The organism is Sorangium sp. So ce887 (genome assembly GCF_051521455.1).
GTDB lineage: Bacteria > Myxococcota_A > Polyangia > Polyangiales > Polyangiaceae > Sorangium.
Genome location: NZ_CP150354.1, coordinates 1,374,654 through 1,395,464 on the forward strand (window position 1 = coordinate 1,374,654; position 20,811 = coordinate 1,395,464).

The 20,811-nt window shown below is 71.8% G+C and carries 15 protein-coding genes; 8 read left to right on the top strand and 7 right to left on the bottom strand.

The annotated features are described in order from the left end of the window. Window positions 1-28 precede the first annotated feature (28 nt). Complete coding sequence (locus WMF36_RS05140) at window positions 29-964, bottom strand: oxidoreductase (protein WP_437578486.1); 936 nt, start codon at window positions 962-964, stop codon at window positions 29-31. Window positions 965-1,652: 688 nt separating this feature from the next. Between WMF36_RS05140 and WMF36_RS05145 the strand changes: the two genes are divergently transcribed. From WMF36_RS05145 to WMF36_RS05160, 4 genes are all read left to right on the top strand, one after another. Next, a complete protein-coding gene (locus WMF36_RS05145; RefSeq protein ID WP_437578487.1) occupies window positions 1,653-2,885 on the top strand; it encodes a DNRLRE domain-containing protein in 1,233 nt (410 codons plus the stop codon). Between the two features lie 173 nt (window positions 2,886-3,058). Next, on the top strand, window positions 3,059-3,952 hold the full coding sequence (locus tag WMF36_RS05150; protein ID WP_437578488.1) for an N-acetylmuramoyl-L-alanine amidase family protein: 894 nt from the start codon (window positions 3,059-3,061) through the stop codon (window positions 3,950-3,952). A 162-nt stretch (window positions 3,953-4,114) separates the two neighbouring features. Next, a complete protein-coding gene (locus WMF36_RS05155; RefSeq protein ID WP_437578489.1) occupies window positions 4,115-4,750 on the top strand; it encodes a peptidoglycan-binding protein in 636 nt (211 codons plus the stop codon). Window positions 4,751-4,763: 13 nt separating this feature from the next. Next, window positions 4,764-7,208 carry a hypothetical protein gene (locus WMF36_RS05160; protein ID WP_437578490.1) on the top strand — a complete coding sequence of 815 codons (2,445 nt, stop codon included), beginning with the start codon at window positions 4,764-4,766 and terminating at the stop codon, window positions 7,206-7,208. On the opposite strand, the gene WMF36_RS05165 is transcribed toward WMF36_RS05160, so the two are convergent. The 5 genes from WMF36_RS05165 to WMF36_RS05185 form a co-directional block, all read right to left on the bottom strand. Beyond that, window positions 7,209-7,997, bottom strand: coding sequence for a TIGR02996 domain-containing protein (locus WMF36_RS05165; protein ID WP_437578491.1), 789 nt, complete (start codon window positions 7,995-7,997; stop codon window positions 7,209-7,211). 17 nt (window positions 7,998-8,014) lie between these two features. After that, window positions 8,015-8,578, bottom strand: coding sequence for a hypothetical protein (locus WMF36_RS05170; RefSeq protein ID WP_437578492.1), 564 nt, complete (start codon window positions 8,576-8,578; stop codon window positions 8,015-8,017). Between the two features lie 188 nt (window positions 8,579-8,766). After that, window positions 8,767-10,245, bottom strand: coding sequence for a DUF2169 domain-containing protein (locus WMF36_RS05175; protein WP_437578493.1), 1,479 nt, complete (start codon window positions 10,243-10,245; stop codon window positions 8,767-8,769). A gap of 86 nt (window positions 10,246-10,331) precedes the next feature. Then, on the bottom strand, window positions 10,332-11,588 hold the full coding sequence (locus WMF36_RS05180) for a TIGR02270 family protein (RefSeq protein WP_437578494.1): 1,257 nt from the start codon (window positions 11,586-11,588) through the stop codon (window positions 10,332-10,334). A gap of 129 nt (window positions 11,589-11,717) precedes the next feature. Continuing rightward, window positions 11,718-13,880: a type VI secretion system Vgr family protein gene (locus WMF36_RS05185; protein ID WP_437578495.1), complete on the bottom strand. Its 2,163-nt coding sequence runs from the start codon at window positions 13,878-13,880 to the stop codon at window positions 11,718-11,720. Window positions 13,881-14,019: 139 nt separating this feature from the next. Between WMF36_RS05185 and WMF36_RS05190 the strand changes: the two genes are divergently transcribed. From WMF36_RS05190 to WMF36_RS05205, 4 genes are read left to right on the top strand one after another with little or no spacing between them, the layout of a single operon-like run. Next, window positions 14,020-15,042: a DUF2169 family type VI secretion system accessory protein gene (locus tag WMF36_RS05190; protein WP_437578496.1), complete on the top strand. Its 1,023-nt coding sequence runs from the start codon at window positions 14,020-14,022 to the stop codon at window positions 15,040-15,042. Beyond that, entirely contained in the window at window positions 15,039-16,142 is a 1,104-nt protein-coding gene (locus WMF36_RS05195) for a 3-oxoacyl-ACP synthase (protein ID WP_437578497.1), read from the top strand. Before WMF36_RS05190 ends, WMF36_RS05195 begins: the two co-directional genes overlap by 4 nt. After that, complete coding sequence (locus tag WMF36_RS05200) at window positions 16,139-17,464, top strand: PAAR-like domain-containing protein (RefSeq protein WP_437578498.1); 1,326 nt, start codon at window positions 16,139-16,141, stop codon at window positions 17,462-17,464. Before WMF36_RS05195 ends, WMF36_RS05200 begins: the two co-directional genes overlap by 4 nt. 3 nt (window positions 17,465-17,467) lie before the next feature. Beyond that, entirely contained in the window at window positions 17,468-18,229 is a 762-nt protein-coding gene (locus WMF36_RS05205; RefSeq protein ID WP_437578499.1) for a hypothetical protein, read from the top strand. Between the two features lie 95 nt (window positions 18,230-18,324). On the opposite strand, the gene lon is transcribed toward WMF36_RS05205, so the two are convergent. After that, window positions 18,325-20,736, bottom strand: coding sequence for an endopeptidase La (gene lon / locus WMF36_RS05210; protein ID WP_437578500.1), 2,412 nt, complete (start codon window positions 20,734-20,736; stop codon window positions 18,325-18,327). Window positions 20,737-20,811: the final 75 nt, after the last annotated feature.

Sequence of the window (20,811 nt, forward strand, 5' to 3'; positions counted from 1 at the left end):
CGCCGGTCGACAGGGCACCTCGTCTCCGTCAGAGGGGATACCTCACCCCGGTGAGCCGCTCGGACTCCTCCCAGAGCCGGCGCTGCGCGCCCTCGTCATACGACCGCGCGCTCGACGCGTGCCGCGCCGGAAACCCCGTCATCCCGAAGGGTCCTGTCGGCCCGTAGTACTCTCCTCCCTTCGCCTCCGGATCGACGGCCGCTCGAAGCGATGCGAGGGCGCCCATCGAGGCGCTCTGCCCGAGACGGAGCCACGAGGCGAGCTGGCTCACCCCGCGAAACCACCCAGGCGCGCTCCGCGCGATCTCGGTATGCGACCCGCCCGGGTGAGCCCCCAGCGCGATCGTCTTCGCGCCGGCCGCCGCGAGCCGGCGCTGGAGCTCGTAGGTGAACAGCAGGTTCGCGAGCTTGGACTGCCCGTACACGGAGAACCCCCGGAACGCCCGCTCGCTCTGCAGATCGTCGAAGGAGATGTCGGCCTGCCGATGCGCGACGCTGCTCACCGTCACGACGTGCGATCCTGGCACCTCACGCAGCCGATCGAGCACGAGCCCGGTGAGGGCGAAGTGGCCGAGGTGGTTCACGCCGAGCTGCAGCTCGAAGCCGTCGGCGGTGACCTCGCGCTTGAACGACAGCACGCCCGCGTTGTTGATGAGCAGGTCGATGCGGTCGTACGTGGCCCGGAGCTCGTCGGCGGCCTCGCGAACCGAGGCGAGCGAGCCCAGATCGAGGCGGACGGCGCGGACGGTCGCGCCCGGGACGCGCGCCTCGATCTGCTCCACCGCGGCGCCGGCCCTGCCCATGTCGCGGCACGCGAGCACGACCGTGGCCCCGCGCTCCGCCAGCGCTCGGGCCGTCTCGAGGCCGATGCCGGTGTTTCCGCCCGTGATGACCGCGATCCGGCCCGCCTGGCTGGGAATGTCGGCCTCGGTCCACCGCGCGCGAGAATCTCGTCCCTGGTTCATCGCCCTCTCCTGCCGATCGCCGACCCGGCGCGCGGACCCTCGCTCCCGAGGGCTGCGACCGGTCGTCGCGCCGTCGCCCGCTTCCGTGGCGGGGAGAAATTGAACCACAGAGGTACAGAGGGCACCGGGGGAAGAGGAGAGAGTAGAATTTTTTTATCCCTCCTCTTCCCTCGGCGCCCACGGCGCCCTCTATGGTGCCTTTTGTCATGAGACCCGAGGGGCGAGCTTTGTCGCCGATGTGGTCGATGATGCGAAAGACGATGATCCGCGCGCCCATTTCATGATATAACGAGACAGCCCTACGGCTGGCAGCTCCAAGAATCTTTCGTGACCGGGGTCGCCCGACTCCTTCCATCGATCGCCTGGCCGGCGACGACCCTCACCGCCTCAGGGGGCGAGATCCTCCTGGGGCCGGGGAGCTCGAGGTCGGCCACGATCCGGGAGACGAGCGCCTCGTAACGGCCGTCCCGGCGTGTCGTGCAGGCTGCAAGCGCTGGTTGACGGATAGAGCCTTCCGCGAGCCGCCTTCGGGCAAAGCAACCTCTTCTCAAGCATCGTTTACGCATCGTTTACGCATCGCTTACGCATCGCTTACGCATCGAAAAGGTATTTTTGAATCCACAGCGTGCGGCAGGTCGCCGCACTGCATGGCGCCAGCTATGCCGGCGCCCCAACGAGGAGCTCTCCCATGAGAACCACCTATCCGTCGATCTCTGCGTTCGCGCTCGCCTTGATGATCTCCGGCTGCATGGCGGCTACCGAGCCGCAGGACGACAACGACGAGGCCATCGGCGAGGGCGCGGCGGCGCTCGTCTCCTGCTCGGTGCTGCCCTCCGGCGACATCGTCACGAACGGCAGCTTCGAAGCGCCGAACGTGTCGAACGGCTCGTCGTCGCTGTACAGCTCGATCTCCGGCTGGCAGGCTGCCTATGGTCAGATCCAGATCCATGACCACTCGAACGGCATGAGCCCCGCGCACGGCAACCAGCACGCCGAGCTGGACGCCAGTAACTCGAGCGGCATCTACCAGGATCTCACGACCATCCCGGGAGCGATATACCAGCTCCGGTTCGCCTTCGCCGCGCGCCCCGGCACCAGCGCGAGCCAGAACGTGCTCGGCGTCGTCTGGGGCGGCCAGGCGGTGGCCACGCTGACGACCGGCAGCTCCACATGGGTCAATTATACCTATACCCTCGTGGCCTCCGGCACGACGACGCGCCTCCAGTTCAACGATCTGGGCATCTCGAACGGCCAGGGGACGCTCCTCGATCATGTCAGGGTGGTCGCCGCCGATACGGATCAGGACGGGGTCTTCGACTCGTGCGACAACTGCCCGGCGCTGGCCAACCCCTCCCAGGCCGACGCCGACGCAGACGGCATCGGCAACGCCTGCGAGCCCCCGTCCTCCCAGTGCGTCGTCGTGCAGCGCGGCACCTACGGGACCGTGCAGGATGCCCATATCCAGCCCGGGGTCTCGTGGCCTTACGGCGATTATCCGTACATCGTCACGAACACGCTGCCGGAGGGCGAGCAGCCGGGCGTGCTGGCCTTCGATCTGTCGTTCATCCCCGCAGGCTCCGACGTCGACTCCGCGGTCCTCTCGCTCTCGCACACGTGGAAGGCGAGCGCCGGCGTCATCGAGGTGCACCGCGTGAACGGCCCCTGGCAGGAGTCGACCCTCCACGCCGGCAACTTCTCCGGGTACAACGCGGCCGTCGAGACCACGATCGCCACCGTCGCCGCGGACGCCGTCGCGACCGCCAACGTGGCGGCCCTCGTCCAGACCTGGGTCGATGGATCCCAGCCGAACTACGGCATCGCGCTCCAGGATGTGAGCGGCCGGACCGACATCCGGTCGAGCGAGCAAGTGAACGTCGCCAACCGGCCGAAGCTCGAGGTCTGCTACACGTCGGGCCAGTAGCGGGGGTTCCAGCCGAGGTGCGGAGGGCCGCGCCGGGGCACGATCGTGCAGGCGTCCGGGGCGATCTCGGGATGTCGATCGGCCTCGCGCACGGCGGTCCCGGCCACCTCCTCCAGGCGGGTTTGCCGAGAACCTGACCCCGCGCCCCGCTTTTGATAGCAAGCGGAGCCGCGGTGATCTCGCGCAGGAAGCTCGTCCTCGGTCTCGCCGGCGCCGCCGGCGCCGCCGCCCTTTCACGGGCGCTCGCCCCCGGCGCTCCGCGCGACACCGCGGCGCGGCGCGCCCTCAAGCTGCCGATCGCGCCGAGCGGGTGGCCCTTCCCGGGAGCCCGCATCGTCGCCCCTTCCGCCGTGTTCCCGCCGGAGTTCGGGGTCCGCCGCATCTACCTCGACGCGGGCCACGGCGCCCCGGGCAACACCGGCAACGTCTCCTGCTTCTGCGTCGAGGAGCAGGACTTCACGCTCTCCGCGGCGCACGCGCTCGCCGAGCGGCTCAACGCCACGGGGCGCTTCGAGGCGCGCGTGGGCAGGACCTTCGACCGGCCGTTGCCCTACCCGGAGCGCGTCGAGGACGCCGCCCGGTGGGGCGCCGAGGCCTTCGTCAGCCTGCACTCGGACGTGCGCGGCAAGATCGACACGTGGTCGCCCGTGCAAGGCCGTACGTGCCCGCTCAGCCTCGCCGCGCCGGGGTTCGCCGTGCTCTGGTCCGACGAGGGGGACCCGGCCCTCGGCGCCCGCCGGCTCGCCCTCGCCCGCGCCTTCGCCCGGCGCATGGAGGAAGCGGGTCTGATGCCCTACAGCGGCGCCGGATACAGCGGCCTGTACTCCCCGGACATCGCCCAGTCAGGCGTCTTCGTCGACCGGCGGCCCCAGGAACAGCGGATCTTCGTCCTGCGCCGCCCCTCGATGCCCTCCATCCTCGTCGAGACCCACCACGCGCTCGACGCCCGCGAGGCCACGCGCTGGAGCGAGCCCGCCACGCTCGACGCCTTCGCCGCCGCCGCCGCCGCCGCGCTGGCCGACGCGCTCGGCGGCGAAGGCACGCCGGCCTCCAAGCCGCCCACCTGAGGCGCGCGCCCCCGTCCCGGCGGCCCAGCGGGCCGGGCGCTTGACTTCCCGGGGGACATTGGGTCTTTTGATCGGAATGGGCCGTCAATGGCGCGCGGGCGTGAGGGGCGGCGCTGAGCCCGGGCGCCGTCCGGCGACGCGCCCTGCGGCGTGGGGACGGGCATGAAGGCGCATCGCGTCCGCGCGGGCGACTGCTTCACAAGCATCGCGTACGAGAACGGGTTCTTCTGGCAGACGCTCTGGGATCACCCGGAGAACCAGGTGCTCCGCGAGGTCCGGAGCGACCCGTTCACGCTGGTCCCCGGCGTCGACAAGGTGGTCGTCCCGGATCCGCGGCTCAAGGAGGAGAGCTGCCAGACCACGAAGCTGCACACCTTCCGGCGGCGCGGGGTCCCGGCCAAGCTGAGGATACGGCTCCTCGACCACGAGGGCAGGCCCCGCGCGAACGAGGGGTACTTCCTCGAGGTCGACGGCGAGCTCCGCCCGAACGACAAGAAGGCCGACGGCGACGGGCGCATCGAGGAGTTCATCCCCAACAACGCCAGGCAGGCGCGGCTCTTCCTGTCCGGCGGCGAGGAGATCGTCACGATCGCGCTCGGCTACCTCCAGCCCTCGGACGAGATCCGCGGCATCCAGTCTCGCCTCGCCAACCTGGGCTTCTATCACGGTGAGGTCGACGGGCAGCGGAGCCCCGCCTTCGCCGACGCGCTGGCCCGCTTCCGGGCCGCGCACGATCTCGATGCGTCGTTGCCGGACGACGACACCTTCCAGGAGATCAAGCGCAGGCACGAGGAGTGAGGAGGGGCGCGCCGTGCACATCTACTGGACCGAGATCACGATCACCGAAGCGAACATCTCCGTCACCGGCAACGCCGCCAGGGACAAGGTCAGCGCCGATCTGGCGAGGCCGCGCGACCACAAGGGCCTGCTGATCGTCGGAGGGGACGGCGAGACGAAGCCCGCGAGCATCGTCTATCACGGCAAGATCGTGAGCAGCGAGCTCTTGCTGATCGTCCTCCGGTCGATCGCCGTGGGGCTCGGGAAGACCTGGGGAATCGTCTTCAAGGAGAGCCGCACCGTCAAGCGCGTCACCGAGATCTACGACCGCTACAAGGCGGAGGCCCACGCCGAGCGGGAGGGGCAGAACGCGCTGCGCAGGCCGATCCCGGCCTACGTGATCATCGGCGACGGCACGGCCGCGACGGTCAACCACACGACGCTGCGGCAGAGCGCGTGGGGCAAGGCGCGGGTCGCCCCGGCGGAGATCCTGCACGTCGGGTTCGAGGACCCCTGGAGCCATTACAACCAGCACAAGATGGGGCAGTTCCCCCAGCTGCTCGGCCTGCCCGGCGTCGCGCAGCGGCCTGTGCTCGGCAAGCCCGGCGAGGGCGGGAAAGAAGACGTCACCGGGCCGCGCGATTCCACGAGGTTCGCCGCGGACACGCGCGCCGAGCGGGCGCGGATCGCGGAGCACGTGCGCGCGAACAAGCGGGTCTGGGTCGCGACCGCCTACGGCCCGCAGGTGCGCCCGCTGGAGCTGCTCCGCCTCGCCATGTGCGTCCTCGCCGTCGTGCCGCGCGGGGTGACGGCCCTCCACGACAGCACCCGAGGCGCCATCCTCCGGGAGGGCATCGACGAGGACGAGCTCGACTTCATGCTCGACTGGCCGTACCCGGGTGATTTCCCGCGCTACCGGCTGCTCCTCGCCGACACGACGGCGAGCCTCCACTGGCTCTACGCCGACAAGATCGATATCTGCACCGGCGCCGGCAAGCCGCGCGCCGTGGACGAGACGATGGTGGCGCCGGAGCTCTACGAGGCGGTGCGCACCCGGCTCTGGGAGCCGGTCGAGCGCTGGGACCCGGCGAAGAAGCGGCGGGCGATCCTCTCCGGGACCGAGGGGCTCTATCGAGAGACCGACTGGAGCGTCGGTCAGCGCTACTGCGTGATGGGCGGGGGTGGGGTCGGCGTCAACATGGTGGAGCGCGCCGAGGAGACGGGCAAATGGATCGACTGGCTCGCGACCAAGACGCTCCACGAGTCGTTTCCCATCGGCCGCAACGACATCCTGCTCAAGCACCCGAAGGACAGCGTGAGCGAGCGGCGCGGCCAGCCGATGCAGATGGATGATTTCGCCTATGGGCGCGACGATCAGCTCGCGGTCATCCTGCCCGCGAGGCCCAAGTGGCGCTTCGGCCAGGGGTGCGATCTCGACCGGGTCGCGGAGGCCGCGCCGCGGCTCCGGATCACCTTCAAGCAGAGCCCCGACGCGAAGTACGACAAGGTGCCGAACGCGCCCGACATGAGCAAGAAGGCCATCCCCGCGCTGATCCGGGATCACGACGAGCAGGTGTCCAATCTCGAGGCCGGCGCCTTCACGTTCTCCGAGAAGTATGAGCCCCCGCCGGCGATCGAGGACCCAAGGAGCTACGATCGGGTGATCCGCTGCGCAGGACAGGACATCCGCGAGGTGGGGCAAGCCGAGAAGATCGCGGCCATGCTGGAGCTCGTCCCCATCGCGTCCCCCGCCGACGGCCGGATGGTCGGGCTCCAGACCAAGGACGAGTCCGTGCGCGTGCTCGGCGCCGCCTCCACCGGCAACGCGGCGCTGGTGAGCGCCGAGGACGCCGCGGTCAAGAAGATGCGCGAGTACCACGCGACGCTCCCCGTGCAGGGGCGGATCCTCTTCGTGGGGTTCGTCTTCTCCGCCCTCAACGTGGCGGAGGCCAATCGCTACTTCGATCCCGACAACGGCAAGGCCCCGAACACGAACGTGAACACCATGTCCCAGAAGGAGCTCGAGGCCCTCCTCGGGGACACCGATCTCGCGCGGAGGATCATCGAGGTCCGGATGAAGGCGCAGAGCGGATACGTGACGATCGACGAGCTCAAGGTGGCGCTCGCGCGCCGCGCGCGCGGCCAGGCGGAGGGGCTGCCCGAGGGGTGGGAGGGCAAATTCGACGGCTGGAAGCAGTTCGACAAGACGCTCAACAAACTGCCCCACAACATCGCGAACCAGGTGGGCGGCGACGAGGTCCTGGCCGGAAAGATCGCGGAAGCGCGAGAGGCGGTGAGGAAGACCGACCGCGCGCTCTTCGACGATGTCTGGACGAACCGCGAGGAGCTCAAGAAGAAGATCAAGGGCGAGCTCAAGAAGATCGTCGAGTTCGCGCGGACGGGCTGGAAGCCGTCCTGGGACGCGCCGATCGCGAAGCTCACCACCCAGTACCGAGCGGCGGACGATCTCGTGTACTGATCAGCCGGGCATGCGCAGCCGGTCCGGGACCACCTCGATCAGCGTGCGCGCCTCGGTGCGGAGCCAGCGCAGCGCGCCGAACTTCGCCTCCAGCGCGCGGCCCTCGGGCGGGAGCCAGCGGTCGACGATGAGGCCCTGATCGTGGCCCTGGCGCTCCGAGGGGTCGAAGGGGTTGTTGACGAAGCCCACGTAGCCGAGCGCGGGGAGGCGCCTCGACGCCGCGAGCGCCTCCGCGCCGCGGCGCGTGACGCGGTTGTTGCCGATCCAGAGCCAGCGCAGCTCGGTGAGGTGCAGCGACGCCGCGAGGCGCTCCACGTCGTCGTCGGTGAGGCCCACCCGGTCGAGCCGGAGCGAGCGGACGCGGGCCAGGTGCGGCGACGCGAAGAGCTCCTCGGCCGCGTCGCCGAGCGCGGCGATCGTCAAATGGCGGATCGGCGCGAGCGCGAGGAGCGCGCCGGCGTGCTGCAGGAAGGCGCGGGCGTCGAGGGTGACGAGCTCGACGAAGCCGCGGTCGAGGACGGGATCGCGCGCAGGCGGCGGCAAGGCGGCGATCCACGCGGCGCGGTGGGCCTCCTCGAGGTCGCGGGCCTCGCACGAGAGGCGGAAGCGGCGATCCGGCTCGGCGGCCTCGTCGGTCGCGAGCAGCGCGATCTGCGCGCGGATGAAGCTGCCCCGCGCCTCGACGGCCGGGTCGTCCTGGTCGTCGCACCAGGCGGCGTACGCGAGCCGCGGCGCGTCGGCGTCCGGCGCGGCGAGGACATCGCGGAGGAGATCGGCTTCGGTGGCCACCGCGCGAGTCTACGCGGTCACCCCACGCGCTCCCAGGCCTCCTGGTCGAGCGCCGGGAAGGTGACGAGGCACGCGCCCGCCTCGATGCCGTCGAGCCGGGCGCGGCCCTCGGCGTCGAGCGATCCTTCCCGGACCGAGCCGTCGGGTAGCTCCACCCGGTAGCGCTCGCGCGGGATGGGCTGGTCGTCCTCGCCGATGAGGCGGATCTCGATCCAGGTGAGCTCGGTCCTCGGCGCGCGCGGGGTGGCGTCTCCGGGCGCCTGGTCCTCGACGCTGGCCTCGTCGCCGCCGTAGGACGGCAGCCCGGGGAGGGGCGCCTCGCGGAGCCGCACCCGGCCGCTCAGCAGCAGCCGGCTCAGCGTGTCGAGCACGTCGGCGTCGGCCAGGCGGTGGACGGCGCCGGCCGGCGCGGCGTCGTCGAGCAGCCGCCGGAGCGCCGGGCGGTTCTGCGGCTCGGCGAAGAGCTGGCGCAGCGAGGCGGCCGCCCTCGCGCGATCGTCGAGCCGGTCAGCGCCGCCCTCGCGGCCGTCGGAGAGCTCGATCGCGAAGCGCCGCGAACCCAGCGATAGCAGCCGCTTCAAACCACCATGCTCCTTCCCGGGCTCGCGCGAGCGTATCAGCCTGCCCTCGCGCAAGGAAAGCCCGGCGGTGCCGTCATCTGAACATGAAGGCGGGAAGGCGGGAAGAAAACCCTAATGATCTTCCTAACTTCCCGACTTCATGGGAACCCCCTCTGGGCAAATGACAGCGCCAGCCGGGCGCGCGATCGTCAGGGCAGGGCGCCCGCTTCGGCCATGGCGGAGAGGAACGCGTCGCCGAGGCCCGTCGGCTCGGCGGCGAGCTCCGGGGACAGCATCGGCGGGGCTGCAGCGGTGGGCCTCGAGGGAGCAGCGGGCGCGGGCGCCGGGAGCGGCGCGGGCGCCACCGGAGAGCGCTCGGGCGGGGCCTCGAACGGCGTCGCTGGCCTGCGCGCGGGCGGGCTCAGCGCCTCCACCGTCCCTTTGAGCGGATGGTCCTCGATCACGGGCGCCCGCGGCAGCGCCGGGCTGGCCGGCAGCGTGGCCGGAGGGCGCTCGGGCGGGGACTCGAACGGCGTCGCTGGCCTGCGCGCGGGCGGGCTCAGCGCCTCCACCGTCCCTTTGAGCGGATGGTCCTCGATCACGGGCGCCCGCGGCAGCGCCGGGCTGGCCGGCAGCGTGGCCGGAGGGCGCCTGGGCAGGGACTCGAACGGCGTCGCTGGCCTGCGCGCGCGCGCGCTCAGCGGCTCCACCGTCCCTTCGAGCGGATGGTCCTCGACCTGCCCCACCACCGGCGCTGCCCCGGCGGGCAGCCGCAGCGTCGCGCGCAATGACGCCGCCGAAAGCGGCGACGCCGGTCGCCCCGCCTCCTGCACAAAGGGGTCGACCCACCGCAGCGCCTCGCCCGGCAGCTCCACGCCGGCCACGACCCGGAGCGCCGCGAGATCCTCGTCACCCACGGCCGCGTGCCCTCGCCACACGACCGAGCAGCACCGCCGATCCGCGTCGATCTGCAGGGTATCGGCCCGCAGCGACAGCGGCGCTCCCTCGCGCGGCGCCCGCTCCTCGCGCCGGTACAGCCGCGCGACGCCCCGCGCGCCCGCGAGCTGCGTCCGCAGCCGCGGGCGCTGCGCGAACATGCCGCCCAGCACCACCCACTCGTCCCCTCGCAGCCTCTCCATCCGCTGCTCGGCCGGCGCCGCCTGGAAGTACCCCCAGTCGAGCCCCTCGGGCACCTCCAGCGCCACGCCCTCGAGCCGGCCGGGATCCGCCGTCCCGAGCAGCGCCTCGCGCCGTGGCCAGCGGCGCGACAGCGGCCCCATCCCGTCCACCCGCACGCGCCTCGGCCCCTCGCTCCCCGGCGCGGGCCCGTCGAGCGTCACGCAACGGTCGAGCCGCAGCGCCCCCTCCTGCACCACGGCCAGCCGGACCAGGATCTCGCCCGCGACCGTCGGAGGCACCCCGGCGTGTCCGGTCAGCAGGACGTCCACCTCGCGCAGGTACGGCGCCAGATCCCCCGCCGCGCGCAGCCCCACGCCCGAGGGATCCGGCACCTCGCCGGGCACGATCGGGTCCGGCTCGCCGAGCGTCACCGTGCCCTCGGCGACGAGCCCGAACGTCGCCTTGACGACCGCGGTCACGAACCGCTGCCCCCGCAGCCGCCAGACAAGCGTCGCCACCGAGGCGCGGCCGAGCGACGTTATCGCGACAGGCCATCGAGCGGAGTGCACGGTCCATGGGAGTACCACGCCGCGTTCTCCCGGCGCGAGGACGATGCGCAGCCTGGACGAGCGGTCGTGAGACAGGCCGCCGCGCGCTATCCGCGTTGCCCGAGCGCCTCTTGCTGCGCGAAGCCCGGCCCCCGCACCTCGAACACCGCCCGCCCCCGCTCCCGCAAGCTCAGCTCCACCGCCGCGGCCCCGCGCGCGATCTGGTTGCCCTCCCGCAGCGCCTGCTCCAGCCCCTCTCGCGTCATCGCCCGGCCGAGCAGGTACCGTGTCCCCGGCCTGTACTCCGCCGCGCGACGGCGCCACCAGGCCGCCACGCCGGCGACGTCGGGAAAGGCCAGGTCCTCGTCCGGATCCATCGCCACGACCCCGTCTTTCGGATCGTCCGTCGGCCCGGCGCGGAGGCCGCTCGGCGCCTTCCTCGCGAGCTGCTCCGCCGCCAGATCGAGCCCGGTGATCAGCGCGATGGCGTGACCCGCCAGGCGCGAGAGGGCCGGATCTCCTGCGACCTCCAGGAGCCACGGCACGCCCGCCGGGTCACCCAGCGCCCACGCCGCCGCCACCGGCGCCCGCGGATCCCGCGCGGACCTCGCCAGCGCGCGCAGCCAGGTGGACGCGGCGGCCGGGTCCATCCGCCGCATCGCCATGCTCGCGGACTCGGCCGCGAACGGCCCGCCTCCGTTCGCGAGCTCCCAGAGCACCGGCGCGGACGCGCTCTCGCCGAGCAGCGCCGCCGCCCACGCCGCCCAGAAGCGGCACGCCTCGTCGTCTGCGCGGAGCGACGCGCGCACGTCGGGGAGCAGGTCGACCCGCCCGAGCTGCCCCGCGGCCCGCAGCGCCCGCGCGCGCAGCCGCTCGTCGCGCGCGAGCAGCGCGTAGCCGAGCGGCGCGCCGGGGTCCTCGCCGTGCGCCGCGCACGCCGCGATCCCGAGCCATTGCAGCGCCGGCGGGCACCGGCCGGAGACGAGCCCGGGCAGGAGGCGCCGCACGCGATCGAGCGACGTCCACCCGAGCGCCGACGCGATGCCCCGCGACACGTCCGGCGCTCCGCCGCCCACGTCCAGGACCCGCGCGAGCCCCCGCAGGTCCCAGCGATGCACCGCCACGACCGCCGCGCCGAACACCTCGCCCCCCTCGGCCTGCTCGAGCAGCGCGCGGCACGCCTCCCAGCCCGCGTCTCCCGCCAGCCTGAGCCCGTCGAGGTGCGCCTCCAGCCGGTCGTCGAGCCCGGCCAGGTCATCGAGGTCGTAGGCCGCGCTCCGGGCGGCGCGATCCCGGAGGAGCCACAGGAACGCCGCCTGGTCCGCGTGCTCCTCGCACAGCGAGGCTTCCAGGGTCGAGCTCATCCGCCGACGCCCGCGCGGTCCGTCGATCTGCACCGGGCCGCCCCGGATCCGGCGCCCGCCGCCGCTCCGCTCCCTCGCCTCGCCATGCGCTCTCCTCTGCTCGACCCGCGGCCTCGATCGGACACGCCGTCAGTTCATCCCGATCTTGCCGCCCTTGACGCTCACGTTGCCCGAGGCCTGCACGCTCACGTCGCCGTCGGACTTCACCGCGAGCTTCTGCCCCTGCACCTGGATCGGGCCGTCGGCCTTCACGACGAGCTGCTTTCCCTGCACCACGATATCGCCGCTCTGCTTGATCACGATCTGCGCGTCGCCGACCTGGATGGTGAGCTCTTTGCCCACGATGACGGCCTTGTTCTCGCCGATCTCGTCCCGCGCGCTCTTGCTGACCGTGACGGTCATGTCCTTGCCGACCGTGATGGCGTAGGCCTCGTCCACGCTCACCGACTTGCTCTTGCCGACCGTCTCGTCGCTCGCCTCGCCGACCGATTCGCTCTTGCTCTTGCCGACCGAGATCGACGCCGACTTGCCGATCGAGACGCTCTGGCCGCCGCCCACGTCGATCGACTGGTCCTTGCCGATCGACTCGGCGTGGCTGCCCGACACCGAGACGCTCCGGTCGCCGCCGACGTCGAGGCGCTCGTCCTGTCCGATGCTCTCGGTGTGCGTCTTCGTGACGTCGATGGTCTTGTGGCCGCCGACGATCTCGCGCTGATCGTTGTCCACGCGCTTCGTCCTGTCGCGGACGACGTGGAGCGCCTCGTCGCGGCCGATGTCCTGGGTCTTGTCGTTGCGAACGACGATGTTCCAGTCCTTCTCGCCGTGGAGGAAGATCTCCTCGGAGCCCTTCCGGTCCTCGAAGCGGAGCTCGTTGAAGCCGTCGCCGCCGGGCGAGCTGTTCGATTTGAGGGTGCTCTTCGTCTTCTCGGCGGGCAGCGCGTACGGCGGCACGTTGGCGCCATGGTAGACGCTGCCGACGACGAGCGGGCGATCCGGGTCGCCCTCGATGAAATCGACCACGACCTCGTGGCCGATGCGCGGCAGGACGACCGCGCCCCACGCGCCGCCGGCCCACGTCTGGCTCACCCGGATCCAGCACGAGCTGCGCTCGTCCCGCTTGCCCTGCCGGTCCCAGTGGAACTGCACCTTGATGCGCCCGTGCTCGTCCGTGTAGATCTCCTCGCCCGCGGGGCCGGTGACGATCGCGGTCTGGATGCCCTTGATCGCGGGCTTCTGGGTGACGAGCGGCGGGCGGAACGGGACGTCGGCGGGGATGGCCTGGAACCGGGTCTCATAGGGCGGACTGTCCTCGCTCGCCACGGCTTCCATGGCGGGCTCGTGGCCGCTGTGCTCGACGCGGACGAGGAGGTAAGCCTGGTTCACGTCGTCGCGCGGGTGCTCGGCGAGCGTGAACGTGCGGCCGGCGAGCAGGCGGGGGCAAGCGGCCTCGCCCTCGGCGATACGGCGCCTCGCCGCGAGCTCCTCCAGGCGGACGCGCGCGCGCTCCCGGCCCGCGCCCGGCGCGTCGTAATCGCCGGGGTGATCGTAGATCTCGAGATCGTCGTCGCGCTCGCCCTGCTCGGAGCTCTCCAGCAAGAGCGCCGGCTTCTTGAAGTTGTAGTCGCGCAGCGTGACCTTGCCGGGCTGGACCTGCTCGGCGTAGCGGAAGCGGGAGATGTGCTCGCCGCTGACGAGCGCGCCGAGCGGGGGGCGGAACACGAGCGTCGCCTCGCCGTCGATCGGGGGGTGGGCCGAGGGGGAGTCGCAGAGCACGAGCGCGTGTGCGCTCGCGTCGTGATCGAACCAGTAGGCGATGCCCTCTTCCTCCATCAGCCGGCAGGCAAACGCCCAGTCGGTCTCGCGGTACTGCACGCAATACTCGCGGGGCGCGTAGCTCTTCTGGAGCGAGAAGCGGCGTTCGCCCGGGGCGACGCCGGCGGCGTCGAAGACCTTCTTCAGGATGTCGGGGACCGAGAGCTCCTGGAAGATGCGGCTGTCGCGCCGGTGGAGCAGGCGAAAGACGTCGGGCACCAGCACGGCCCTGTAGGTGGTGAGCTTCTTCCCCTCTTCCCCCAGCTCGAAATGGGCGACGATCCCGTGGACGTGGCGGACGTCCTCGCTGACGCTGAAGGTGAGCGACGCGCGCTTGCCGACCGCGCCGTCGAGGGCGAGATCGCCCGCGCGGCTCACGAGCGTGATATCGAACCGGAAGAGCTCGGAGACCGCCTCCTGCCCCTCGAAGCGGACGACCCGGAGATCTTCGCCGACCCCTTCGATCTGGAATGTGTGCACGGGTCCCGCTCCTCCCGAGAGGCGAGCGCACGGGAGCGCGCGCACGCGAGCGGCCCGATGATACATGGTTCGTGCGGGGCGGTGTCGAGCGGCTTGTCGTGGGCCGGCGAGTCTGAAATCATCCTCGCTCACTGGCTGGATGCCCGCCCTCGACAACCTCACCCCGCTCGCGGCCGCCGATTTCCCCTCGCTCACCCGGGATGGCGCGGAATGTCTCGTCGTCGTCGTCGCCGGCAGCTTCGTCCTGCCCGCGCCGGGGCGGCCCGCCGCGGGGCCGCTGCGCCTCTGCGACGAGCAGCCCGCGCCGCGCGCGGCCGACGCGTACTGGGGCGAGCCCGGGGCGTCGAGCCTTCGCTATGAATCGGAGGCCGCGTACACGCGCCCGATGACGGACGTGCTGCTCCATGGCCATGCATGGACCGCCGGCGGGAGGCGGGCGGCCACGGCTCCGGTCGCGGTCCGGGTGGGCCGGCTCGAGAAGCGGGCGCTCGTCTTCGGCGCGCGCGTCTGGCAGCGAGGCAGGGCGGGGCTCTCCCCCTCGAGCCCGGAGCCCTTCAGGTCGATGCCGCTCCGCTACGAGCAGAGCTTCGGCGGGGCGGCGGCGGGCGCGCACGACGCGCGCAACCCGGTGGGCATGGGCCTTCATGCGAGCGAGCGCGACGCGCAGGGCCGCCCGTTGCCGTTCATCGAGGACCCCGACGCGCTCATCGAGGGCTGGTCGGACCGGCCTCCGCCGTGCGGCTTCGGCCCGGTGGCCCGGAGCTGGCAGCCGCGCCTCGGGCTCGCGGGCACGTACGACGCGGCGTGGGTCGAGCGGCGCGCCCCGCTCTGGCCTGCCGATTTCGATGAGCGCTTCTTCCAGGCGGCGCCGCGCGGCCTCTCTGCCTCGCCGCGGCTCCGCGGCGGCGAGCCCGTCCTCCTCGACGGCGTCTCGCCGGACGGCCCGGTCGCGTTCTCGCTGCCCGTGTGCCGGGTGGTCGCGAAATGCGCCTTCGCGCGGCGCATGGAGCGGCGGCTGATGACGCTCGACGCTGTCTACCTGGAGCCGGACGAGCGGCGCGTCTCGCTCGTCTACCGCGCGACGTTCGCGGCCCACCGCGAGCTCGCCGGGCACGAGGGCACCACCGTCCGCCTGCTGGAGTCGTGGGAGAACGCGCCGTGAGCGGCGAGCGCGTCGTGGGCCTCGGGCTGTGCACGCCGGTCGGGACGACCGAGGCGATGACGCTCGCGTCGATGCGGGCGGGGCTCGCCCGCTTCGCCGAGACCGCGGAGCGGGGCGCCCACGGCGAGCCGGTGCGCGCGTCGCGGCTCTCGACGCTCGATCCGTCGTCCACCCGCACGGAGCGGATGATCGCGCTCGGCCGCGCTGCGCTGGACGGGGTGCGGGAGCGGCTCAAGGCCTCCCCGACGGGGCGGGTGCCGCTCTACCTCGGGTTGCCGGAGCCGGGGCTGGGCGCGCCGGTGGCGCGCGAGTCGCTCCTGGCCGCGCTCCAGGCCGTGCCGCCGGGGCAGGCGGGGGGCGCGCTCGTGCTGACCGGGGCGTTCGACGGCGGGCGCGCGGCGTTCTTCGAGGCGCTCTCCGCGGCGCTCGGGGACCTGCGCGCGGGCCGGGTCGGTTCCATGGCGGTGGTGGGCGCCGTCGACTCGCTCTGCGACGCGGATTCGCTCTCGGCGCTCTCGGCGGCGCGGCTGCACCTCTCCGCGCAGAACCGCGACGGGCGCATCCCGGGGGAGGCGGCGGGCTTTGTCGTCGTGGCGCGACCCGGGGCCGCGGCGGCGATGGGCCTCGAGGCGCTGGGCGTCGTGCTGGGCGTCGCGCTGGGGGCCGAGCCCGCGCCGTTCGCGTCGCGGGTGCCGAGCGCGGCCGACGGGCTCACGGGCGTGCTCCGCGCGCTCCGGGGGGACGAGGCGGCGGGGGCGCGGCGCGTGGACGAGGTGATGAGCTGCCAGCCGGGCGAGTCGTTCTGGGCGACGGAGTTCTCGCGCGCGTACCTGCGCAACGCCGCGCTGATGCCGGAGCCGCTCGCGCTGCGCGCGGCGGGCGAGTGGCTGGGCGACGCGGGCGCGGGCGCCGCGCCGGTGATGCTGGCCGCGGCGCTCCACCGGCGGCGGAGGCGGGCGCAGGCGTCGGGGGCGTCGGGGCGGGCGCCGCGCACGCTCGTGTACGGCAGCGCGGACGGCGGGCGGGGCCGCGGGGGGCGCGTGGGGGCCTGCGTTGTGGAAGCGGTCTTCGGGGGCGCCGACGGAGGAGAGGGGCGATGAGCAACGTCTTTGCGAATGGCCGGCTGGTCCTGCATCAGGGCGACGGCCTCACGCACATCGCGGCGCCGCCGGACGTCTGCAAGGTGCCCACGCCGGCCGGCCCGGTGCCCACGCCGTTCGTGAACACGGCGCAGGACGCGATGCTCGCCAAGGGCAGCAAGCAGACGAGCATCGCGGGCAACCCCGTGGCCCTGGAGAGCTCGGAGCTCAGCACGAGCACGGGCGACGAGCCGGGGACGGCCGGGGGCGTCATCTCGTCGAAGATCAAGGGCAAGCTGACCTGGAGCGGGTCGAGCATGGACGTGAAGGTGGAGGGCAAGGGCGTCGTGCGCTTCCTCGACCCGACCCTGCACAACGGCAACACCTTCAACACGGCGTTCATCTCGAACGGAAGCACGGGGCTGGCCTATGGCGACGACGCGCCGTGCGCTGTGTGCGGGGAGTCGCTCGACAACCACCGGGTTCACGAGACGAGCGCTGTCGTGGAGACCCTGCTCGCCCTCTTCATGGAGCTCCGGGACAGGTTCCGCGCGCAAGAGGCGCTCCTGCGCAGGTATCTCGGTCTCCTGGAGGAACGGCGGGAGAAGCGGGCCGTGTTCGAGCGCAAGATCGACGAGGAAGGCGCGAACTTGCAGAAGCTGGAGAGGGCCGCGGCATCTGCGAAGGAGGCTCTCGATGAAGCGCTCGTGGAGAACAGGGCCCAGCTCGGCAAGGAGTACAACGTCGCCAAGAAGAACGTCATGACGAAGCAGGCCGAGATCAAGGCCCTCCGGCGAGAGGCCGATATCGCGACCGAGGCCCTCTCGGCAGACCTCCGCAAGATCAACGAAGAACTTGGGGCGATGCGCCCTGTCCTCGGTGCGAGCGAGCAAACCGGCACGTACACCAAGCCCTATATGATCGGGGCTTGCATCTGCAAGTGCGACGAGGACCCCAAGATGCTCGCGGCCGCCTCCGGCCAGGTCACGCCCGGCTTCAGCGACGCCGTGGAGGCCACCGGGACGTTCGAGCTCGTCGACGGCTTCACGCAGAGCGAGCGGCAGAAGAGCGCCCTCGAGAACATGGACCGCAATGTCTGGGACTGCGCCGCTCCCAAGCTCCTCCAGGCGGGAGGCGCGGGGGGACACAAGGTCAAGACCATGTCGGAGAAGTGGTATTCGCCCCTGGGCAAGCTCGTCAAGGTCACGTACACGAAGACGAAAGACGGAGAGAGCAAGAGGGGCGTGCAGGAGTTCCAGCACGAAGAGTCGGTGCCCTCGTGCGAGACCTGCCAGGCGCTCGTCCCGGAGATGCTCTGCAATAACCACGCGGAGTGTCCCTGAGCGATGGAAGAGCTCCTCTCGCTCCTCGACCGCTACGCGCCGGGGTACCGCGGCCGGGTCCAGGGCGTCTACGACTGGCGGCTCGACGAGCTCGAGGACCGCTTCGGCCGCCCTTGCCCGGGCTTCTACCGATCCTTTGCGCTGGCGATGGGCGCCGAGGGCGGGCCGATGCTCGAGGGCCTTCACGAGTACCATCCTTCCAGGATCGCGGAGCTCTATGAGCTGGCCCCGTGGATGCCGCCGCGCCGCTTCCTCTACGTCTTCGGCGACGCTTCTCCGGATGGGCAGCACTATTTCCTCGATCTCGACGCCCCGTCCGGCGCCGAGGACTGCCAGGTGGTCCGCTTTCCCTTCGGCGAGCAGACGTGGAAGACGCGCCTCACCCGGCGGTTCGTGAGCCTCCGGGAGATGCTCTTCGTGCTGGCCATGAGGAATGTCCACCTCCCGACCTTCCCTCACCGCGCCGAGCATCTCTCCACGGACGGGCCGGCGGGCGCGCCTCGGAGCGCCGAGGACGCGGCCGTGGTCTTCGAGCGGCTGGGGTTCACGCGGCTCCCGTATGCGCGGCGCTGCCTCCTGTTCGAGCGGGAAGACGCGGCCCTCCTGCTCTACCGGCGCCCCGACGACCCGGGCTTCTCCATCCGTGTGGGGATGCGCGACGCCGGGAAGCTGCGGAGCTTCCAGGCCATCATCGAGGAGTCCGCCGGGCTGGCCGAGTGGCGGGGAGCCGCTGCAGCCAGCGCGGGTAGCGCCGACCGCCGCTGAGCCCGTCTCAGAACGCGCGCCTCAAGGAGAGGGCTTTCCATCGGCCGGAGCCCGGCGCGCCATCGCCTCGCCCGCGCGCCGCCCGCGTCCGGGCCTCAGGACGCCCGCGCGTGCGGCATCTCGTCGGACGGCTCCAGGCGGATCGTGCGGAGCCGCAGGCAGAGCGCGATCGCCTCGTCGAGCGTGCTCACCATGTAGAACTCCAGCGAGCTCCGCACCTCGGCGGGCAGATCGTCGAGATCCGCCTCGTTGTCCGCCGGGATCAGGATCTCGAAGATCCCCGCCCGGTGGGCTCCCAGCACCTTCTCCTTGATTCCCCCGATCGGCAGCACCGTCCCGCGCAGCGTGATCTCCCCGGTCATCGCGATGTCGCTCCGCACCGGCCTGCCCGACAGGGCGCTCACGAGCGCCACCGCGATCGTCACGCCTGCGCTCGGACCGTCCTTGGGCACCGCCCCCGCCGGAACGTGGATGTGAACGTCGCGCCGCAGCAGCCGATCGAGCGGCACGCCGAGCTCCGCCGCGTGCGCGCGCGCGTAGCTCAGCGCCGCGCGGCCGCTCTCCTTCATGACCTCGCCGAGCTGCCCCGTCAGGACGAAATCGCCCTTGCCAGGCATCACGCTCGCCTCGACGTGCATGATGTCACCACCCATCTGCGTGTAATACATGCCGGTCGCGACACCCGGCTGATCGTGCTGCAATCTCCGCTCAAGGCGCATCTTCGCGCGACCGAGCAATTCCTTCACGTCAGCTTCGGCGCCGACCACAGCCCGCTCGCTCTCGCCGTCCGCGATCCGGCGCGCGGCCTTTCTCGCCAGGGCGCCGAGCGTCCGTTCGAGCTGCCGTACGCCCGCCTCGCGCGTGTATCCGCTGATGATCTCGCCGAGCGCGGCGCCCGTCACGCGCAGCTGATCCTCGCGCAGCCCGCACTCCCTTCGCTGGCGGGGGAGCAGGTACTTCCGGGCGATCTCGTGCTTCTCCTGCTCCGTGTATCCGGCGAACAGCGCGGTCTCCATCCGGTCGAACAGCGGGGCCGGGATCGTCTCGCGGAAGTTCGCCGTGCAGATGAACAGCACCTCGGACAGGTCGAACGGCAGGCCGAGGTAGTGATCGACGAAGCCGTCGTTCTGCGCCGGATCGAGCACCTCGAGCAGCGCGGCGCCAGGATCGCCCTGGAAAGAGGCGCCGAGCTTGTCGACCTCGTCGAGGACGATCACCGGGTTCTTCGAGCCCACGCGCTTGATCCCCTGGAGGATGCGGCCCGGCATCGCGCCCACGTAGGTGCGGCGGTGGCCCCGGATGTCCGCCTCGTCGCGCGCCCCGCCCAGCGAGACGCGGACGTACTTGCGCCCGAGCGCACGCGCGATCGACTCCGCGATGGACGTCTTGCCGGTCCCGGGCGGACCGAGGAAGAGCAGGATCGGGCCGCGGGACACCGCGCGGCTCCGCTCGCCCTCGCCCCGCGCCTGCTCGACGCGCAGCTTGCGGACGGCCAGGAACTCGAGCACCCGGTCCTTCACATCGCCCAGGCCGTGGTGATCCTCGTCGAGGATCGCCCGCGCCCGATCGAGATCGACGTGGTCGTCAGTCCGCTGGTTCCAGGGCAGATCGGCCACCCACTCGAGCCAGGTCATCAGCACCTGCGCCTCGGGCGATGTCTCCCGTCCCATGCGCCGCAGCCGCGCCAGATCGCGCCGGGCCTCTTGCAGGATCTCCGCCGGGAGATTCGCCCGCTGCAGCTTGTGCTCCAGACGTGCCGCGGCGTTCTCGTCGTCCTCCTCGCCGAGCTCCTTCTGGATCGCGCGCAGCTGCTCGCGCAGGTAGAGCTCCCGCTGCCGCTCGCCGAGCTCCTCCTCGACGGTCGTCCGGATCTTCTCCTGGGTCTCCACGATCCCGATCTGCCGGTAGAGGTGCAGCGCGAGGCTGCGCATCCGCTCTTCCGTCGAGAGGATCTCGAGCAGCGCCTGCTTCTCGGGGGTGGGGAGGTCCAGATAGAAGGCGATGTGGTTCACGAGCTCGGCCGGGCCGTACATGCTGCCAGCGAACTGCTTGAGCACGTCCTCCGGCGCGCCGCGGTGACGGCCGTACTCGACGGCGCGCTCGCGCACCTCGCGGGAGAGCGCCTCCAGGGCGCTTTCCTCCTCTGGACGGAGGGGGAGATCGGCGAGCTCGATGACCGGGGCGCGGATCACGCCCTCGGCCTCGGTGTAGCGGGGCGCGGCCGCTCGCCGCTCGCAGTAGAGCACGAGCTGGAGGCCCGAGCCGAAGCGCTGCACCTGGGTGATGCGGGCGATCACGCCGATCGAGAAGAGGCCGCCCGCGGTGGGCTCCTCGGCGGCGTCGCGCTGGGCGACCGCGAAGATGCGCTTGTCTTCTCCCTCCATCCGGAGGGCGGCCTCCACCGCGCGGAGCGTCTTCAGCCGTCCGACCGTGATGGGCGTCGCTATCCCAGGGAAGAGCACGGTGTCGCGCAACGAGAGCACGGGCAACGATCGGCGCTCGGACATGGTCCGGAGCGTCGTGCGAACCTCATGCCACGGAGGACCGTACCGAAAACTCCTTTCGGCGCGGAAGCATCGAGA